We start from the raw sequence: 16013 nt of genomic DNA, 5'->3' as shown, positions 1-16013 counted from the left end.
CTATTGAATCCTGCCTCTGAAAATCAAAGGATTCGCCGCAGAGGCCCTGAGCCGCAGAGGGAAAAGAATATTGACAGGATTTACATGATTAACAGGATTGAATCAGAGACCTCGGAAACCCCGTGTTTGAAATCATGTTCATCATGTAAATCCTGTCAGATCCTTTCTTGTCTCAGCGTCTCCGCGCCTCTGCGGCATGGCCCTGGATTCACGCCAACGGCGGCCGGCGAAGATCCAGCGTGCAGGGATACTCCGGGTCGGGCCGCTCGGTGGGCGGGGCCATGGGACCCGGAAGGCTACCCTCGGGGTGAAACTGCGCCAGGGAGCGCAGGGCCGGGGGCGGCTGCAGGGTGCCGGGGGTGTGGCCGTGGTCCCAGAAGCGGGTGATGCGCCGGGCCTCGGCCTCGAAGGCGTTGACCGGGAAGACGTCGTAGTTGCGCCCGCCCGGGTGGGAGACGTGGTAGGTGCAGCCGCCGATGGCGCGACCGTTCCAGGTGTCGATCAGGTCGAACACCAGGGGCGCGTGCACGCCGATGTTGGGGTGCAGGGCCGAGGGCGGCTGCCAGGCCCGGTAGCGTACCCCGGCCACGTACTCGCCGTGGGTGCCGGTGGACTGCAGGGGCACACGCCGGCCGTTGCAGGCCAGCACGTAGCGGCCCTCGGTGAGTCCCGTCACGCGCACCTGCAGGCGCTCCACGGAGGAGTCCACGTAGCGTGCCGTGCCCGCCGTCGTCACCTCCTCGCCCAGCACGTGCCAGGGCTCGAGCGCCATGCGCAGCTCGATCTGGATGTCGCCGATGTTGACCCGGCCGTAATGGGGGAAGCGGAACTCGGAGAACGGCGTCAGCCAGTCCGCCTGGAAGGGGTAACCGGCGCGGTTCAGGTGCTCCACCACCTGGGCCATGTCCCGTTCCACGAAGTGGGGCAGCATGAAGCGGTCGTGCAGGGCCGTGCCCCAGCGCACCAGCCGGTGGCGGTAGGGCTCGCGCCAGAAACAGGCCACCAGGGCGCGCAGCAGCAGCATCTGCACCAGGCTCATGCGCGCGTGGGGCGGCATCTCGAAGGCGCGCAGCTCCAGCAGGCCCAGGCGCCCCGTGGGGCTGTCCGGGGAGTAGAGCTTGTCGATGCAGAACTCGGCCCGGTGGGTGTTGCCGGTGATGTCCACCAGCAGGTTGCGAAACAGCCGGTCCACCAGCCAGGGGCGGGGCTCCTCTCCCTGCGGCAACTGCGACAGGGCGATCTCCAGCTCGTAGAGGGATTCGTTGCGCGCCTCGTCGATGCGCGGCGCCTGGCTGGTGGGGCCGATGAACATGCCGGAGAACAGATAGGAGAGCCCCGGGTGGTGCTGCCAGAAGCTCACCAGGGAGCCCAGCAGGTCCGGCCGGCGCAGCAGCGGGCTGTCCACGGGGGTGGCCGCCCCCAGGGTCACGTGGTTGCCGCCGCCGGTGCCCGTGTGGCGGCCGTCCAGCATGAACTTCTCCGTGCCCAGGCGCGACTGGCGCGCCTCCTCGTAGAGGGCCAGGGTGTTGTCCCGAAGCCTTTCCCAGCTGGCGGCGGGATGGATGTTCACTTCGATCACCCCCGGGTCCGGGGTCACCAGCAGCCGTTCCAGGCGGTTGTCCCGGGGCGGCTCGTAGCCCTCCAGCACCACGGGCAGCTTGAGCTTCGTGGCTGTGGCCTCCACGGCGGAGACCAGGTCCAGGTAGTGCTCCAGGAAATTGAGCGGTGGCAGAAACACGTGCAGGCGCCCTTCCCGGGCCTCCACGCACAGGCTGGTGTGGGGCACCTCCGCCCAGCGGGTGTCGTCCGGGTCGTCGCCCGGGGCCTGGGGCTGCAGGCCCGTGTCGGCCCGGGGATCCTCGGGGGCCACCCGCTCGCTGTAGCGCCGGGTCACCTCACCAAAGTAATCCCCCAGCTCCGGACGCGCCTCGAACAGGCTCGGAGCCTGGGGCTCGTCTCGCTGGGCAGGCGCCACCCAGGGCAGGCTGTCCAGGGGCAGGCGCAGGCCCATGGGGGAATCCCCGGGGATCAGGAACAACCGGCCGCGGCGAAACGCCCAGACGCCGCTGCGCCAGTGGTCGTACTGGTGGTCCCAGGTGAGCGGCAGGGCATAACCCACCGGTTCGTCCAGGCCCTGGGAGAGGATGCGGGCCAGGCGGCGGCGTTCCGCGGGACTCTTCAGATCCGCCTTGAGTGGATCCCGGTTAACGGGCTCGTTACCTTCCCGCCACAGATAGTAGAGGGGGTCCTCGTAACCGGGCACCAGGTAGTTCTCAGGCACGCCCAGGTGGTGCGCCAGTTCCCGGGCGAAGGCCAGGGCCTGGTCGCGGCCGTGGCCGTAGTCCCGGCTGATGTCCGCGAGCCACGCGGGATCCCGCCACACCGGCTCGCCGTCCTTGCGCCAGAAACAGCCCAGGGACCAGCGCGGCAGAGGCTCGCCGGGATACCACTTGCCCTGGCCGTGGTGGAACATGCCGCCGGGGCCGAAGCGTCTGAGCAGACGCCCGGCCAGTTCCCGGGCCAGCCGGCGCTTGTGGGGGCCGTCGGCCCGGGTGTTCCACTCGGCGGCCTCCATGTCGTCGATGGACACGAAGGTGGGCTCGCCGCCCATGGTCAGGCGCACGTCCCCATCCAGCAGGTCCTGGTCCACCTTGCGGCCCAGGGCGTCGATGGCGGCCCACTGGTCATCGCTGTAGGGTTTGGTGACCCGGGGGTCCTCGTGGATGCGGCTGACCCGGTTCTCATGCTCGAAGGCAACCTCGCACACCTCGGTGTAGCCGGTGATGGGCGCGGCACTCAGGGGGCTGGGCGTGCAGGCCAGCGGGATGTGCCCCTCCCCGGCGAACAGCCCCGAGGTGGGATCGAGCCCGATCCATCCGGCCCCCGGCACAAACACCTCGGTCCAGGCGTGCAGGTCGGTGAAGTCCGCCTCGGGCCCGGAGGGGCCATCCAGGGACTTCTCGTCGGCGGTGAGCTGGACGAGATAACCGGAGACGAAGCGGGCCGCCAGCCCCAGGTGGCGCAGGATCTGCACCAGCAGCCAGGCGGAATCCCGGCAGGAGCCGATGCGCCGCGTGAGCGTCTCCTCGCAGCTCTGCACGCCGGGTTCCATGCGCACGCTGTAGGCGATGTCCTGGTGCAGGCGGCGGTTGAGATCCACCAGGAAATCCACGATGCCGCGCTCGTCCCGCTTGACCTGCTCGAGCCACCCCATGAGCAAGGGACCGCGATCGGTGATCTCCAGGTAGGGAATCAGCTCCTTGGCCAGGATACCGTCGTACTCGAAGGGGAAGGTCTCCGCGTATTTCTCCACGAAGAAATCGAAGGGATTGATGACGGTCATCTCCGCCACCAGGTCCACGGTGACCGAGAGCTCGCGCATGGCCTCCGGGAACACCACCCGGGCCAGCAGGTTGCCGAAGGGGTCCTGCTGCCAGTTGATGAAGTGTTCCTTCGGCTGGATGTCCAGGGAATAGCTGAGGATCGGCGTGCGCGTGTGCACCGCCGGGCGCAGCCGGATCACATGGGGCGAGATCCGCACCCGCCGGTCAAAGCGATACACCGTGCGGTGGTTCAGCGCGACTCGAATGGCCATGGGTGCTCCGGTTTTCTATGGCGCGGAAGTGATGACATCTGCCGCAGAGGCGCGGAGACGCAGAGAATGTATTTTGACAGGATTGACATGATTTACAGGATTAATCGAAAAGCGGTGCAAGCGTGCTTATTCATCATGTGAATCATGTAAATCCTGTCAGATCCCTTCTTTCTCTGCGTCTCCGCGCCTCTGCGGCAGATGTTCCTTAGCAAAGACCAAACCGCCGTCTCACGCCGCTCGGTCCAGACGGAACCAGTTGTCCGCGATGCTGGCGTGGGTCTCGGCCATCTCCATCTGGATCTGGTCCAGGAACTGGTGCAGTTCCTCGGGCTTGAGCAGGGTCTCCACCTTGGCATCCAGCACGTGGCGCTTGACCTGAGCGATGAAGCGCAGCGGCAGTTCGTTGCGCGGCAGGTTGGCGAGGCTCGACTCCACCTCGCCCAGGGCGTGGGCGATGGCGCGGGGGAACTGCTTGTCCTGGAGCAGGAACTGGATCACCAGGGCACCGTTGACGCGTCGGCGCACGTGCTGGCGGTACATCTGGAAACCGCTCACGGATTTCAGGATGTTGATCCACAGCAGGTTCTCGAAGGGCTGCATGTCCTCGTCCTTGCTGAGCAGGCCGATGCCGGCCACGTCCAGCAGGCGCGAACTCATGTCGGCCCGCTCCAGGTTGCGCCCGGCGCGGATGAAGTCATAGGCATGGTCATGGCTCATGGTGCCTGCCAGCAGGCCGGTGATCTGCTGGCAGCGGCTGATGATCTCCGAGAGGAAGGCATAGCGGCCGCGCTTGCCCACGCCGGCCTCCGCGTTGGCCTTGCCGAACAGGTACAGCTCATTGACCGATTCCCAGGCCTCGGAGGGCACCAGGTCCCGGGTGGTGCGCACGTTCTCCCGGGCCCCGGAGAGCGAACTCATGATGGAGCCGGGATTGTCCAGATCAGCGAGCAGGAACTTGACGCAATTGCGCTCATCATCCCGCTGGTAGTGATGATCGAAGGCGGCATCACCGCCGGTGGTGGAGACCATGCTCTTCCAGGACAGCTGCACCGAGCGGGGCATGTCCAGGGCCAGGTGGGAGAAGGCCATCACCATGCGCGCGGTGTTCTCGGCACGCTCGATATAGCGGGCCATCCAGTACAGGCGTTCGGCTACGCGTGAAAGCATCGCTTATGACTCCGTATCCACGATCCAGGTGTCCTTGCTGCCCCCGCCCTGGGAGGAATTGACCACCAGGGAACCCTTGCGCAGGGCCACCCGGGTCAGGCCGCCGGCGGTCACGTCGGTGCGCACACCCTGGAGGATGAAGGGGCGCAGGTCCACGTGACGGGGCTCCAGGTGTCCGTCGCACAGGGTCGGCGTGGTGGAGATGGCTAGGGTGGGCTGGGCGATGTAATTGCGCGGATCCTTTTTGATCAGGTCGGCGAACTCCGCACGCTGGCGCTTGCTGGCATGGGGGCCGATGAGCATGCCGTAACCACCGGACTCGTTGGCGGGTTTGATCACCAGTTCGTCCAGGTGCTTAAGCACGTGCTCGCGCTCGTCGGGGTACATGCAGCGGTAGGTAGGCACATTGGGGATGATGGGGTCCTGGTCCAGGTAGTAGCGGATGATCTCCGGCACGAAGGCGTAGACCACCTTGTCGTCGGCCACGCCCGCCCCGGGCGCATTGGCCAGTGCCACGTTGCCCTTGCGCCAGGCGCGCATCAACCCGGGCACCCCCAGCATGGAGTCGGGGTTGAAGGCCTCGGGGTCCAGGAACAGGTCATCGACGCGACGGTAGATCACGTCCACCCGTTCCAGGCCGCCGATGGTGCGCATGTACACGCAGTCGTCCTCGCCCACCAGCAGGTCACTGCCCTCCACCAGTTCCGCGCCCATGCGCTGGGCCAGGAAGGAATGCTCGAAATAGGCGGAGTTGTAGATGCCCGGCGTGAGCACCACCACCTCCGGATAATCCAGGGGCCGGGGCGACAGGGAGGCCAGCATGTCGAACAGCTGCGAGGGGTATTCGTCCACCGGCAGGATGGAGTAGTTCTCGAACAGTTCCGGGAACACCCGCTTGGTGACCTGGCGGTTCTCCAGCATGTAGGAGACCCCCGAAGGCACGCGCAGGTTGTCCTCGAGCACGTATAGGGTGCCGTCCTTGTCACGCACCAGGTCGGAGCCGCAGATGTGCGCCCAGACCCCGTGGGCCGGTTGGATGCCGACGCACTGCTCACGGAAATTTTTGGACTGGGCCAGCACCTCCTTGGGGAACACCTTGTCCTTGACGATCTTCTGCTCGTTGTAGAGATCGTTGATGAACAGGTTGAGCGCGGTGACCCTCTGCTTGAGGCCCTCCTCCACGCGCATCCATTCCTTGCGCGGGATGATGCGCGGGATGATGTCGAAGGGCCAGGCCCGGTCGATGTTGCCCCCCTCCGTGTACACCGTGAAGGTGATGCCCATTTCCACGATGGCGTGTTCCGCGGCTGCCTTGCGCTCGTGGATCTCCTCGTCGCTCAGGGAGCGCAGATAGGAGGTCAGTGTGCGGGCTGCGGCGCGGGGATAGCCGGGTGAACTGATCAGTTCATCGTAGAAGCCGTTGGGGTCGTAACTCTTCCAGTCGATGCTCATGGGTGATCGGATCCGGGTTCGAATGCTCGAGTTTTCACGTTAAGCCCTGAGGCCACGATAAACAAGTGCCCATGCCCCGTGCATCGCCATGGGGATTAGAGAAGCGGCAGACTTTCAGTCACAATCACGATCCGGCATCCGGTGGACAATGCCTGACAATTTAGCGACGGTCATTTTTTCGGGTGAGGGATATGAATATCGAGATCGAGGGTGCGGACGGCAAGCTGCGCCGTTTTGACGACGAGGCCCTGCTGGTGGCCATGGCCGGCGACTATGCCGGGCACAAGCCCCTGGACCTGGGTGAACCCGGTCCCGCCAGTGTGATCAGCGGCGAACCGGGCTACCGCTACCGCAGCGGCGGCGTGGAGGTGGTGCTGACCCGGCGCGAACTGCAGCACCTGGTATTTAACGCCCTGCCCGCCGGCTGGTATCAGCGCCTCAAATCGGCCTGCCCGGAACTGCCGGAGATCGGCGCGACCTTCTACGACGCAAACAGCGGCCGCGCCCTGCAACCCAAGGTCAAGGTCCCACGGGAGGCTGAATGAGCGAGTCGCGGGAAAGCCTGGAAGAGAAACTCATCCGCTGGTACCGGCACGAGACCATCCAGGGCAGGAACTGGGCGCCCAGACTGTTCTGGCTGCCCGATGACAGGGGCGGCCCCTTCGGGACACTGCGGGTGGATGCCTGTGAACTGGAAGTGATCTTCGCCACGATCCTGGGCGAGGCCTCGGAGTGTCGGGAAAGCCTGGATCTGGAACAGAACGGCCGGGGAACCTTTCTGGCGGCCAACGCGCGTAGGCATGAACTGCCGCTGCTGACACGAAAGTCATAATTCAAAATTCAAAATTCAAAATTCAAAGAGATTAAACCCAGCCTTTGAATCTTGAATTTTGAATTTTGAATCTTGAATACTCTCTTCACCCCGCCAGCGCCTCTTCACCCACGGTCTGTTCAGACACCGCCTCACCATTGCGGTAATGCACCAGCTTCCAGTAACCGAACAGATTGGCATTGAGCACGTCGAGGCGATCGAGCCCCGGCAACCGCGGCAGGGCGTCCAGTTCCATGTCGGTGCGAAAGCCCAACACCTTGGACAGCGGGCGCAGGGTGCGCTCCATGCGCCGGATCACCGGGTGGCTGGAGGCAAAGTGGTTGATCACCAGCACATCCCCGCCCGGCACGCAGACCCGCTGCATCTCCGCCAGCAGGCGCTCCGGATGGGGCACCACCGAGGCCACGTACATGGCCACCACGCTGTCGAAGCTGTTGTCCGGAAAGGCCAGCTGTTCGGCATCCATCTCCAGCAGGGCCTCCACCTGGGGCAGACCCTGCGCCCGTTCCCGGGCGATCTTCAGCATATCGGGGCTGATGTCGACGCCCACCACCCGGGCATCCTCCCGGTAGTCCGGCAAGGACAGCCCAGTACCGACCCCCACCTCCAGGATGCGCTGGTTTGGTTCGGTATTGGCGAGTCTGACGGCCATGCGCCGGCCGCCGGAGAAGATCGGGCCGAACAGTGCATCATAGGTACGCGCATAGCGCTTGTAGGCGCTTCGAATGGAAGGGAGATCCATGGCAACCCTTGGATGAAGGCGTGCCCCTGTTGTACCGGCTCCAGCCCCGGGTTTCAAGGGCCGCCCTCTTTTATAACCGGTCTTAAGTCATGATCCAGCCTGCCGATTTCACCCCCGCCTGGTGGCTGCCGGGCGCCCACCTGCAGACCCTGATCCCCAATCTGCTGCCCCGTCGTGGCGTCGCCCTGCACCGGGAACGTCTGGAACTGCACGACGGGGATTTCCTGGACCTGGACTGGGGTCCTCAACGCGAGGGGCCCCTGGTGATGTTGCTCCATGGCCTGGAGGGCTCCAGCCGCAGCCCCTACGCCGCCGGCCTGATGCGCCGCCTGACACTGGCCGGCTGCCAGGGCCTGGTGATGCATTTCCGGGGCTGCAGCGGAGAACCCAACCGTCTGCCCCGGGCCTACAGCGCCGGTGAGACCGGCGACATTGCCGACGTGGTGGATCACCTGCGCCGACGGGAGCCCAACCGGCCACTGGCGCTGATCGGCGTGTCCCTGGGCGGCAACGCCCTGCTGCGCTGGCTGGGGGATCCTGCCACAAGCCCCCGGGTGGATGCCGCCATAGGCATCTCCGTGCCCTTCGATCTGCACCGGGCGGCCGACCGCATGGAACGGGGCCTGTCCCGGATGTATCAGTGGCATCTGGTCCGTCAGCTGCGCCGCTCCGTGCTGCGCAAGTGCCGGCGCATGGACATGCCCCTGGACTGCCGCGAGATCGCCCGGCTGCGGGACTTCCGCAGCTTCGACGATGCGGTGACCGCCCCACTGGCCGGCTACCGGGACGTGGACGATTACTACACCCGGGCCAGTTGCCGCCCCTGGCTGCGCGGCATCCGGGTACCGACCCTGATCCTGCATGCCCGCAACGATCCCTTCATGACGCCCGACGTCATTCCCGGGGCGGACGAGCTCTCTGATTCAGTTCGGCTCGAGGTGGCCGAGGGGGGTGGGCATGTGGGGTTCATGGACAGTCTCGGGCGGTCCTGGTTGGAGCGGCGGTGTGTGGCGTGGTTGGGGGAGAGATTTGGATAGCTGTTTCGAGCCGGCCTGAGGATCTGTTGTGTTTCGGCTGGAGTCATCAAATCAAAGATCTGCGATCCGGTACGCAATTGCAGACCTAAGACAAAACCGAGATCAAAGGCTTCCGATCCCCGTTGCACGGGGCTCGGGTTACTTTTGTTCGGCGCGTCCATGCGCCTCACCCCTTCGGGGCTTGCGCGCAAGATCGCTCCCGGCGATCTTGTCTTGCTTGTCCAAGAAAAGTAACTCGAGCCGGCTGCAAGCCGGATCGAAACGCCTTTGTATTGGACATCGGCTTTCGCCTCGGCTTGAACTCAATTTCCGCCCAAGAACGCGAACACTTCAACCAGACAACCCAACGAACCCAAAATGAAAAGGGGCCCGATCAGGCCCCTTTTCATCACACAACTTCAGAGATCAACCCCTCAACCAACTTCCTTCATGCTGAGACGAATACGCCCCTGCTTGTCCACTTCCAGCACCTTCACCTTCACCAGATCACCCTCGGAGAGGCGATCGGAGACACTTTCCACCCGATCTTCGGAGATCTGGGAGATGTGCACCAGGCCGTCGCGGCCGGGCAGGATGGTAACGAAGGCGCCGAAGTCCATGATCTTGACCACGCGGCCCTCGTAGACGCGGCCCACTTCCACGTCGGCGGTGAGTTCCTCGATACGGCGGCGGGCCTCATCACCGGCGGCCTTGTCCACGGAGGCGATCTTCACCGTACCGTCGTCGGAGATGTCGATGCTGGTGCCGGTCTCTTCGGTCAGGGCGCGGATGGTGGCGCCGCCCTTGCCGATCACGTCGCGGATCTTGTCCGGATGGATCTTGAGGGTGGTGAAGCGCGGCGCGTAGGCGGACACCTCGGTGCGGGGCTCGCTGAGCACCGCGTTCATCTTTTCCAGGATGTACAGACGGCCTTCCTTCGCCTGGGCCAGGGCCTTTTCCATGATCTCGCGGGTGATGCCGTCGATCTTGATGTCCATCTGCAGGGCGGACACGCCGTCCTTGCTGCCAGCCACCTTGAAGTCCATGTCGCCCAGGTGATCCTCGTCACCCAGGATGTCGGAGATCACGGCGAAGGCGTCGCCTTCCTTGATCAGGCCCATGGCGATACCGGCCACGGGGGCCTTCAGGGGCACGCCGGCGTCCATCAGGGCCAGGCTGGTGCCGCACACGGAGGCCATGGAACTGGAGCCGTTGGACTCGGTGATCTCGGAGACCACGCGCAGCACGTAGGGGCATTCCGCCTCGCTGGGCATCACGGCCTGCACGCCGCGCTTGGCGAGACGGCCGTGACCAATCTCGCGGCGCTTGGGCGAACCCACCATGCCGGTCTCACCGGTGCAGAAGGGGGGGAAGTTGTAATGCAGCATGAAACGCTCGCGGCGCTCACCTTCGATGGCCTCGATCAGCTGGGCATCACGATCCGTACCCAGAGTGGCCACCACGATGGCCTGGGTCTCGCCACGGGTGAACAGAGCGGAACCATGGGTGCGCGGCAAGACGCCCGTCTTGACGGTGATCGGGCGCACGGTGCGGGTATCGCGTCCGTCGATGCGGGGCTCGCCCTTGAGCACCCGGCTGCGCACGATGCGTTTTTCCAAGGCGCCGAAGGCAGCCTTGACCTTCTCGGCGGAGGGAGCGTCCTCCTCCCCGGTGGCCAGCTTGGCAACCACGGCATCACGCAGGGCGTTGACCTGCTGATTACGGGCCTGCTTCTCGGCGATCTGGTAGGCGGCGGTCAGATCCGCCTCGCAGGCGGCGGCCACGGCTTCCTTGAGCGCCACGTTCTCTTCCGGCGCAACCCAGTCCCAGGCGGGCTTACCGGCCTCGGCGGCCAGTTCGTTGATCACCTTGATGGCGGCCTGCATCTGCTCATGACCGTACATCACCGCGCCCAGCATGACCTCCTCGGAGAGCAGCTTCGCCTCGGACTCCACCATGAGCACGGCCTTCTCGGTGCCGGCGACCACCAGGTCCAGGTCGGAGTGCTTGAGTTCGGACAGGCTCGGATTGAGCACGTAGGCGCCGTTCAGGTAACCCACGCGGGCGGCACCGATGGGGCCCTTGAAGGGCAGGCCGGACAGGGCCAGGGCAGCGGAGGCGCCCAGCATGGCCGGGACGTCGGGATCCACCTCGGGATTCATGGACATCACCGTGGCGATGACCTGCACCTCGTTCATGAAACCCTTCGGGAACAGCGGCCGGATAGGACGGTCGATCAGCCGGGAGGTCAGGGTCTCCTTTTCGGTGGGACGACCCTCACGTTTGAAGAACCCGCCAGGGATGCGGCCCGCGGCGTAGGTGCGCTCCTGGTAGTTCACCGTCAGCGGGAAGAAGTCCCGGCCCTGCGCCACGTCCTTCAGACCCACGGCGGTGACCAGCACCACGGTGTCGGCCATGTTGACCAGGACCGCGCCGCTGGCCTGGCGCGCAATCTCTCCGGTTTCGAAGGTGACGGTATGCTGACCGTACTGGAAGGACTTCTTGATGGCTGTCACGGTGACTCCCTGCGTTTCTTGTAATGGCTTTTTTAGCGACGCAGACCCAGGCTGCTGACCAGGTCCTGGTAGCGCTGCTGATCCTGAGACTTCAGGTAGTCCAGCAGCTTGCGGCGCTGGTTGACCATCTTCAGCAGACCACGACGGGAATGGTGATCCTTCTTGTGGCTGGCGAAGTGCCCCATCAGGTGATCGATACGGGCGGACAGCAGGGCCACCTGGACTTCAGGGGAACCGGTGTCGGAGGGGTCGCGGCGGTACTTTTCAACAATACCGGCCTTGGTTTCGGCATTCAGAGACATGACTTCATTTACTCCTGAAAAACTCTCTCGAGAAGGCTGTGCTTATGGTAAAGGTCGGGAATTCTATCACGCCGGGGGGCCGATGGAATAGGCATTGGCCGGATTTGCAAGGGGTACAGCGTGCTGCCCATCCTGCCTGTCAGGCCTGCCCCATCATCATCAGACGCCGGGGGGCCACCCGGCCATCGTCCAGGATCTCGCCCATGGCCAGGAAGGTCTCCCCCGGGCCATAGACCCGCACCAGGCCCCGGGTCGGCGCGCCGGGCACGAACACCGCCTGCCCCTGGCGCAGATAATAGGCGCTGTCCCGGTCCAGGCGCACCGCGGGCCACTGGGTGAGCGCGCTGTCGATGGGGGTCAGCAGGGCATCCAGGGCCGCTTCGCCCTGCTCAGCGCGGGCCTCGATCTCCTCCAGGGTGACCATGGTCGGGGTCTCGAAGGGTCCGAGCCCCAGACGGCGCAACTCGATCACGTGGGCACCACAGCCGAGCCGCTCGCCGATGTCCTCCACCAGGGTGCGGATGTAGGTGCCCTTGGAACAGTGCACGTCCAGTTCCAGTGTGTCCGCCGTAAATCCCAGACAGCTCAGGGCATGGATGGTGACATCCCGGGCCTTGCGCTCCACTTCCTCGCCCTTGCGGGCCAGTTCGTAGAGCCGTTGCCCCTGGTGCTTGAGCGCCGAGTACATGGGCGGCACCTGGTGGATGGGGCCGCGAAACGGGGCCAGGGCGGCCTCGATCAGCGCTTCGTTCAGGGCCGGCACCGGCCGAGTCTCCAGTACCTGCCCCTCGGCATCGGCGGTGTCGGTGGTCTGCCCCAGACGGCAACGGGTACGGTAATGCTTATCCGCATCCAGCAGGAAGCCCGACACCTTGGTGGCCTCGCCGAAGCACAGGGGCAGCAGGCCGGTGGCCAGCGGATCCAGGCTGCCGGTATGACCCGCCTTGCGGGCCCGGAACAGGTACTTCACCCGCTGCAGGGCCTGGTTGGAACTGTAGCCCTGGGGCTTGTCCAGCAACACGATGCCATGCACGTCCCGGCGCTGGATCTTGGGTTTGTTCATCTGGTGCTGGCTCGAAAGGGGTTGCCGCGGAGACGATCAGGCGAAGCAAAACCAATGGACAGGATGAACAGGATAAATGCGGATTTACAGGATTTGGCGAGAGCGAAAAGGCCCGAAACACGATATGTCTTGAATCCTGTCAATCCTGAACAATCCTGTTAATCCTGTCGTTCTTTTATTGATTCCCCGCCTCTGCGGCAAGGCTCTTTACGACCGCTCTTCGTCGTCGTCCGGATGCCGGGCGCGATCCTCGGCCACGGCCTTGTCGATCAGGGCGGACAGGCGCGCACCCTTTTCCTGGGTGTCGTCGTACTGGAAGTGCAGATGGGGCACGGTACGCAGACGCATGCGCCGGCCCAGTTCCCGGCGCAGGAAACCGGCGGCGCGCTGCAGGCCCTCGGTGGTGTCGGCGATCTGCTGCTCGCTGCCCAGCACCGTGAACCACACCTTGGCGTGGGCCAGGTCGCGGCTGACCTCGACGCCTGCGAGCGTCACCATGCCCACCCGGGGGTCCTTGAGCTCCAAGCGGATCAGTTCGGCCAGCTCACGCTGGATCTGGTCACCCACCCGCTCGGTTCTGGAAAAGTCTCTGGGCATAGGACATGACCCCCTGCAGGGCGGCGGACCGCCTTACAGGGTGCGGGCCACCTCGACGCGCTGGTAGACCTCGATCTGGTCGCCCGGCTTCACGTCATTGTAGTTCTTCACCGCGATACCGCAGTCGGTACCGGCGCGCACCTCGTTGACGTCGTCCTTGAAGCGGCGCAGGGATTCCAGCTCGCCCTCGTAGATGACCACGTTGTTGCGCAGCACACGGATGGGATTGCCGCGCTTGATGGTGCCTTCCACCACCAGGCAGCCGGCCACCGCGCCGAACTGGGAGGACTTGAACACGTCCTTGACCTGGGCGAGGCCGATGATCTCCTCGCGCGTCTCCGGAGACAGCAGACCGGTCAGGGCCTGGCGCACGTCGTCGATGGCCTCGTAGATCACGCTGTAGTAGCGCAGGTCCACGTCCTGCTCGGCCACGGCCTTGCGGGCACCGGCATCGGCACGCACGTTGAAGCCGATGACGATGGCGTCGGAGGCCTTGGCCAGGTTGATGTCGGACTCGGTGATACCGCCCACGCCGGCAGCGATGATCTTCACCTTCACTTCGTCGGTGGAGAGCTTCTCCAGGGCGTCGCGGATGGCCTCGGCACTGCCCTGAACATCCGCCTTGAGCAGGATGTTCACGGTGCCCGCCTGACCTTCCTGCATCTGACTGAACAGGTTCTCCAGCTTGGCGGCCTGCTGGGTGGCCAGCTTGGACTCGCGGAACTTGCCCTGACGGAACAGGGCCACCTCACGGGCCTTACGCTCGTCCTCCAGCACCAGCACGTCGTCACCAGCATTGGGTGTGCCGGACAGGCCCAGCACCTCCACGGGCATGGACGGACCGGCGGACTTCACCGGTTTGCCGTTCTCGTCGAACATGGCGCGCACCCGGCCGAACTCCTGGCCGGTGAGGATCACGTCGCCCTTGTTCAGGGTGCCACGCTGCACCAGCACCGTGGCCACGGGGCCGCGGCCCTTGTCCAGCCGCGACTCGATGACCACGCCCGCGGCGGGACCTTCAACAGGGGCCTTCAGCTCCATCACCTCGGCCTGCAGGTTGACGGCCTCCAGCAGATCCTCCACGCCGGTGCCCTTGAGGGCGGACACATGCACGAACTGGGTGTCGCCACCCCACTCCTCGGGGATCACCTGGTGGGCGGAGAGTTCGTTCTTCACCCGGTCCGGATCGGCCTCCGGCTTGTCGATCTTGTTCACCGCCACGATGAGAGGCACACCGGCGGCCTTGGCATGCTGCACGGCCTCGAGGGTCTGGGGCATGACGCCATCATCGGCTGCCACCACCAGGATGACGATGTCGGTCACCTTGGCACCGCGGGCACGCATGGCGGTAAAGGCCGCGTGGCCCGGGGTATCCAGGAAGGTGATACCACCCCGGTCGGTCTGCACATGGTAGGCACCGATGTGCTGGGTAATGCCGCCGGCCTCGCCGTGCGCGACCCGGGAGGAGCGAATGTAGTCCAGCAGCGAGGTCTTGCCATGGTCCACATGACCCATGATGGTGACCACCGGCGGACGGGGCATGAGCTCGCCCACCGGCTCTGCGGTGGCGACGGCCAGTTCCTCGTCCAGGTCCTCCGCCTGCATGGGCACGGCCACGTGGCCCAGTTCCTCCACCACCAGGGTAGCGGTATCCCGGTCGATGGCCTGGTTGATGGTGGCCATGACGCCCATCCCCATCAGGGACTTGATCAGTTCCGGGGCCTTGATGGCGAGCTTCTGCGCCAGTTCGCCCACGGTGAGGGATTCGGGCAGGGCCACCTCGCGCACCACCGGCGCGGTCGGACGCTCGAAACCATGCTTGCTGGCCACGGCGGCCGCAGCGACGCGTGTGGCGCCCTTGCCCTTGCCCTTGCGGCGGCCACGCTTGTCGCTGGCCACGTGCAATTCCTCGCGACGACCGCCCTTCTCGTCCTCGCGCTCCTTGGGGCCGCGACGGCGGCGGGCGGGACGTGCGGCCTCGGCGGGCGGCGGCGCGACAGCGGCCTCCACGGCCTCGGCGACGGTCTCCGGCTCGGCGGCCCTGGCGGCCTCTTCTGCCTCGCGACGGGCGGCCTCCTCGGCCTCCAGACGGGCAGCCTCCTCGGCGGCCTTGCGCTCCTGCTCGGCCTTGCGGGCGGCCTCGGCGGCCTTGCGCTCCTCATCGGCCCTGCGTGAGGCGTCCATGGCGGCCTTGCGCTCTTCTTCCACCTGCTTGGCGATCAACGCGGCCTTGCTCTCCAGCACCGGGGCCGGGGCGGCCTCCTCAACGGGAGCGGCAGCCTCGGCCTCGTCGCGCTTGACGTATGTGCGGCGCTTGCGCACCTCCACGCTGACGGTCTTCGCGCGGCCCTGTGAGCCGGTGACCCGCAACTCCGTGGTGCTCTTGCGCCGCAGGGTGATCTTCTTGCCCTCGCCGGCGGCCGACTTGCCGTGGCTCTTGCGCAGGTGCTCCAGGAGCTTGAGTTTCTGTTCCTCGGTGACAGTCTGATCCGCACCGGAGACGCTCACACCCGCCTCGCCGAGCTGCTCGATCAGCCGCTCAACCGGGGTGCCCACCACCTCGGACAACTGTTTAACCGTTACATCGGTCATAAACCATCACCTCCGCTAACTTGCTGTATCGGCCCCGTTCAGGCCCCTCGTCGCGCTCCGCGCCATCCCTTCCGGTATGACCGTCGCGACCCGGGCCCGTGCTGGCGCCGTATCGATCTTGTCTTGCACCCTTTCCGGG

Annotated in this window: 12 protein-coding genes; 3 read left to right on the top strand and 9 right to left on the bottom strand. The window is 65.4% G+C overall.

The genetic code is table 11. From position 1 onward, the window contains the following. Nucleotides 1-208 precede the first annotated feature (208 nt). The 3 genes from D580_RS0106120 to D580_RS0106110 form a co-directional block, all read right to left on the bottom strand. Nucleotides 209-3595 carry a DUF2126 domain-containing protein gene (locus D580_RS0106120; protein ID WP_018953544.1) on the bottom strand — a complete coding sequence of 1129 codons (3387 nt, stop codon included), beginning with the start codon at nucleotides 3593-3595 and terminating at the stop codon, nucleotides 209-211. A 228-nt stretch (nucleotides 3596-3823) separates the two neighbouring features. Next, nucleotides 3824-4762 (bottom strand): alpha-E domain-containing protein, encoded by a 939-nt coding sequence (locus D580_RS0106115; protein WP_018953543.1) that lies wholly within the window; start codon nucleotides 4760-4762, stop codon nucleotides 3824-3826. 3 nt (nucleotides 4763-4765) lie between these two features. Then, a complete protein-coding gene (locus tag D580_RS0106110) occupies nucleotides 4766-6214 on the bottom strand; it encodes a circularly permuted type 2 ATP-grasp protein (RefSeq protein ID WP_018953542.1) in 1449 nt (482 codons plus the stop codon). A gap of 191 nt (nucleotides 6215-6405) precedes the next feature. On the opposite strand from D580_RS0106110, the gene D580_RS0106105 reads away from it, so the two are divergent. Continuing rightward, complete coding sequence (locus D580_RS0106105; protein WP_018953541.1) at nucleotides 6406-6759, top strand: hypothetical protein; 354 nt, start codon at nucleotides 6406-6408, stop codon at nucleotides 6757-6759. Next, on the top strand, nucleotides 6756-7046 hold the full coding sequence (locus tag D580_RS0106100) for a hypothetical protein (RefSeq protein ID WP_018953540.1): 291 nt from the start codon (nucleotides 6756-6758) through the stop codon (nucleotides 7044-7046). Before D580_RS0106105 ends, D580_RS0106100 begins: the two co-directional genes overlap by 4 nt. An 85-nt stretch (nucleotides 7047-7131) precedes the next feature. Here D580_RS0106100 and D580_RS0106095 read toward each other — a convergent pair whose 3' ends face one another. Then, nucleotides 7132-7788 carry a class I SAM-dependent methyltransferase gene (locus D580_RS0106095; protein ID WP_018953539.1) on the bottom strand — a complete coding sequence of 219 codons (657 nt, stop codon included), beginning with the start codon at nucleotides 7786-7788 and terminating at the stop codon, nucleotides 7132-7134. An 89-nt stretch (nucleotides 7789-7877) separates the two neighbouring features. Here D580_RS0106095 and D580_RS0106090 point away from each other — a divergent pair, with 89 nt between their 5' ends. Further along, a complete protein-coding gene (locus D580_RS0106090; RefSeq protein WP_018953538.1) occupies nucleotides 7878-8825 on the top strand; it encodes a hydrolase in 948 nt (315 codons plus the stop codon). 413 nt (nucleotides 8826-9238) lie between these two features. On the opposite strand, the gene pnp is transcribed toward D580_RS0106090, so the two are convergent. From pnp to infB, 5 genes are all read right to left on the bottom strand, one after another. Beyond that, nucleotides 9239-11320 carry a polyribonucleotide nucleotidyltransferase gene (gene pnp / locus D580_RS0106085; RefSeq protein ID WP_018953537.1) on the bottom strand — a complete coding sequence of 694 codons (2082 nt, stop codon included), beginning with the start codon at nucleotides 11318-11320 and terminating at the stop codon, nucleotides 9239-9241. Between the two features lie 32 nt (nucleotides 11321-11352). Further along, a complete protein-coding gene (gene rpsO, locus D580_RS0106080) occupies nucleotides 11353-11622 on the bottom strand; it encodes a 30S ribosomal protein S15 (protein WP_012637578.1) in 270 nt (89 codons plus the stop codon). Between the two features lie 139 nt (nucleotides 11623-11761). Continuing rightward, on the bottom strand, nucleotides 11762-12685 hold the full coding sequence (gene truB / locus D580_RS0106075) for a tRNA pseudouridine(55) synthase TruB (protein ID WP_018953536.1): 924 nt from the start codon (nucleotides 12683-12685) through the stop codon (nucleotides 11762-11764). 207 nt (nucleotides 12686-12892) lie between these two features. Beyond that, entirely contained in the window at nucleotides 12893-13282 is a 390-nt protein-coding gene (gene rbfA / locus D580_RS0106070; RefSeq protein WP_018953535.1) for a 30S ribosome-binding factor RbfA, read from the bottom strand. 33 nt (nucleotides 13283-13315) lie between these two features. Next, complete coding sequence (gene infB / locus D580_RS0106065; protein WP_026289756.1) at nucleotides 13316-15874, bottom strand: translation initiation factor IF-2; 2559 nt, start codon at nucleotides 15872-15874, stop codon at nucleotides 13316-13318. Nucleotides 15875-16013: the final 139 nt, after the last annotated feature.

It is taken from the genome of Thioalkalivibrio sulfidiphilus (assembly GCF_000377945.1).
GTDB classification, from domain to species: domain Bacteria; phylum Pseudomonadota; class Gammaproteobacteria; order Ectothiorhodospirales; family Ectothiorhodospiraceae; genus Thioalkalivibrio_A; species Thioalkalivibrio_A sulfidiphilus_A.
This window is presented reverse-complemented; position numbering and strand designations above follow the sequence as displayed.

Coding starts and splice junctions, on each gene's coding strand:
- D580_RS0106110 (WP_018953542.1), bottom strand. CDS start 6,214: ATGAGCATCGACTGGAAGAGTTACGACCCCAACGGCTTCTACGATGAA.
- truB (WP_018953536.1), bottom strand. CDS start 12,685: ATGAACAAACCCAAGATCCAGCGCCGGGACGTGCATGGCATCGTGTTG.
- D580_RS0106115 (WP_018953543.1), bottom strand. CDS start 4,762: ATGCTTTCACGCGTAGCCGAACGCCTGTACTGGATGGCCCGCTATATC.
- D580_RS0106100 (WP_018953540.1), top strand. CDS start 6,756: ATGAGCGAGTCGCGGGAAAGCCTGGAAGAGAAACTCATCCGCTGGTAC.
- D580_RS0106105 (WP_018953541.1), top strand. CDS start 6,406: ATGAATATCGAGATCGAGGGTGCGGACGGCAAGCTGCGCCGTTTTGAC.
- infB (WP_026289756.1), bottom strand. CDS start 15,874: ATGACCGATGTAACGGTTAAACAGTTGTCCGAGGTGGTGGGCACCCCG.
- rpsO (WP_012637578.1), bottom strand. CDS start 11,622: ATGTCTCTGAATGCCGAAACCAAGGCCGGTATTGTTGAAAAGTACCGC.
- rbfA (WP_018953535.1), bottom strand. CDS start 13,282: ATGCCCAGAGACTTTTCCAGAACCGAGCGGGTGGGTGACCAGATCCAG.
- D580_RS0106120 (WP_018953544.1), bottom strand. CDS start 3,595: ATGGCCATTCGAGTCGCGCTGAACCACCGCACGGTGTATCGCTTTGAC.
- D580_RS0106095 (WP_018953539.1), bottom strand. CDS start 7,788: ATGGATCTCCCTTCCATTCGAAGCGCCTACAAGCGCTATGCGCGTACC.
- D580_RS0106090 (WP_018953538.1), top strand. CDS start 7,878: ATGATCCAGCCTGCCGATTTCACCCCCGCCTGGTGGCTGCCGGGCGCC.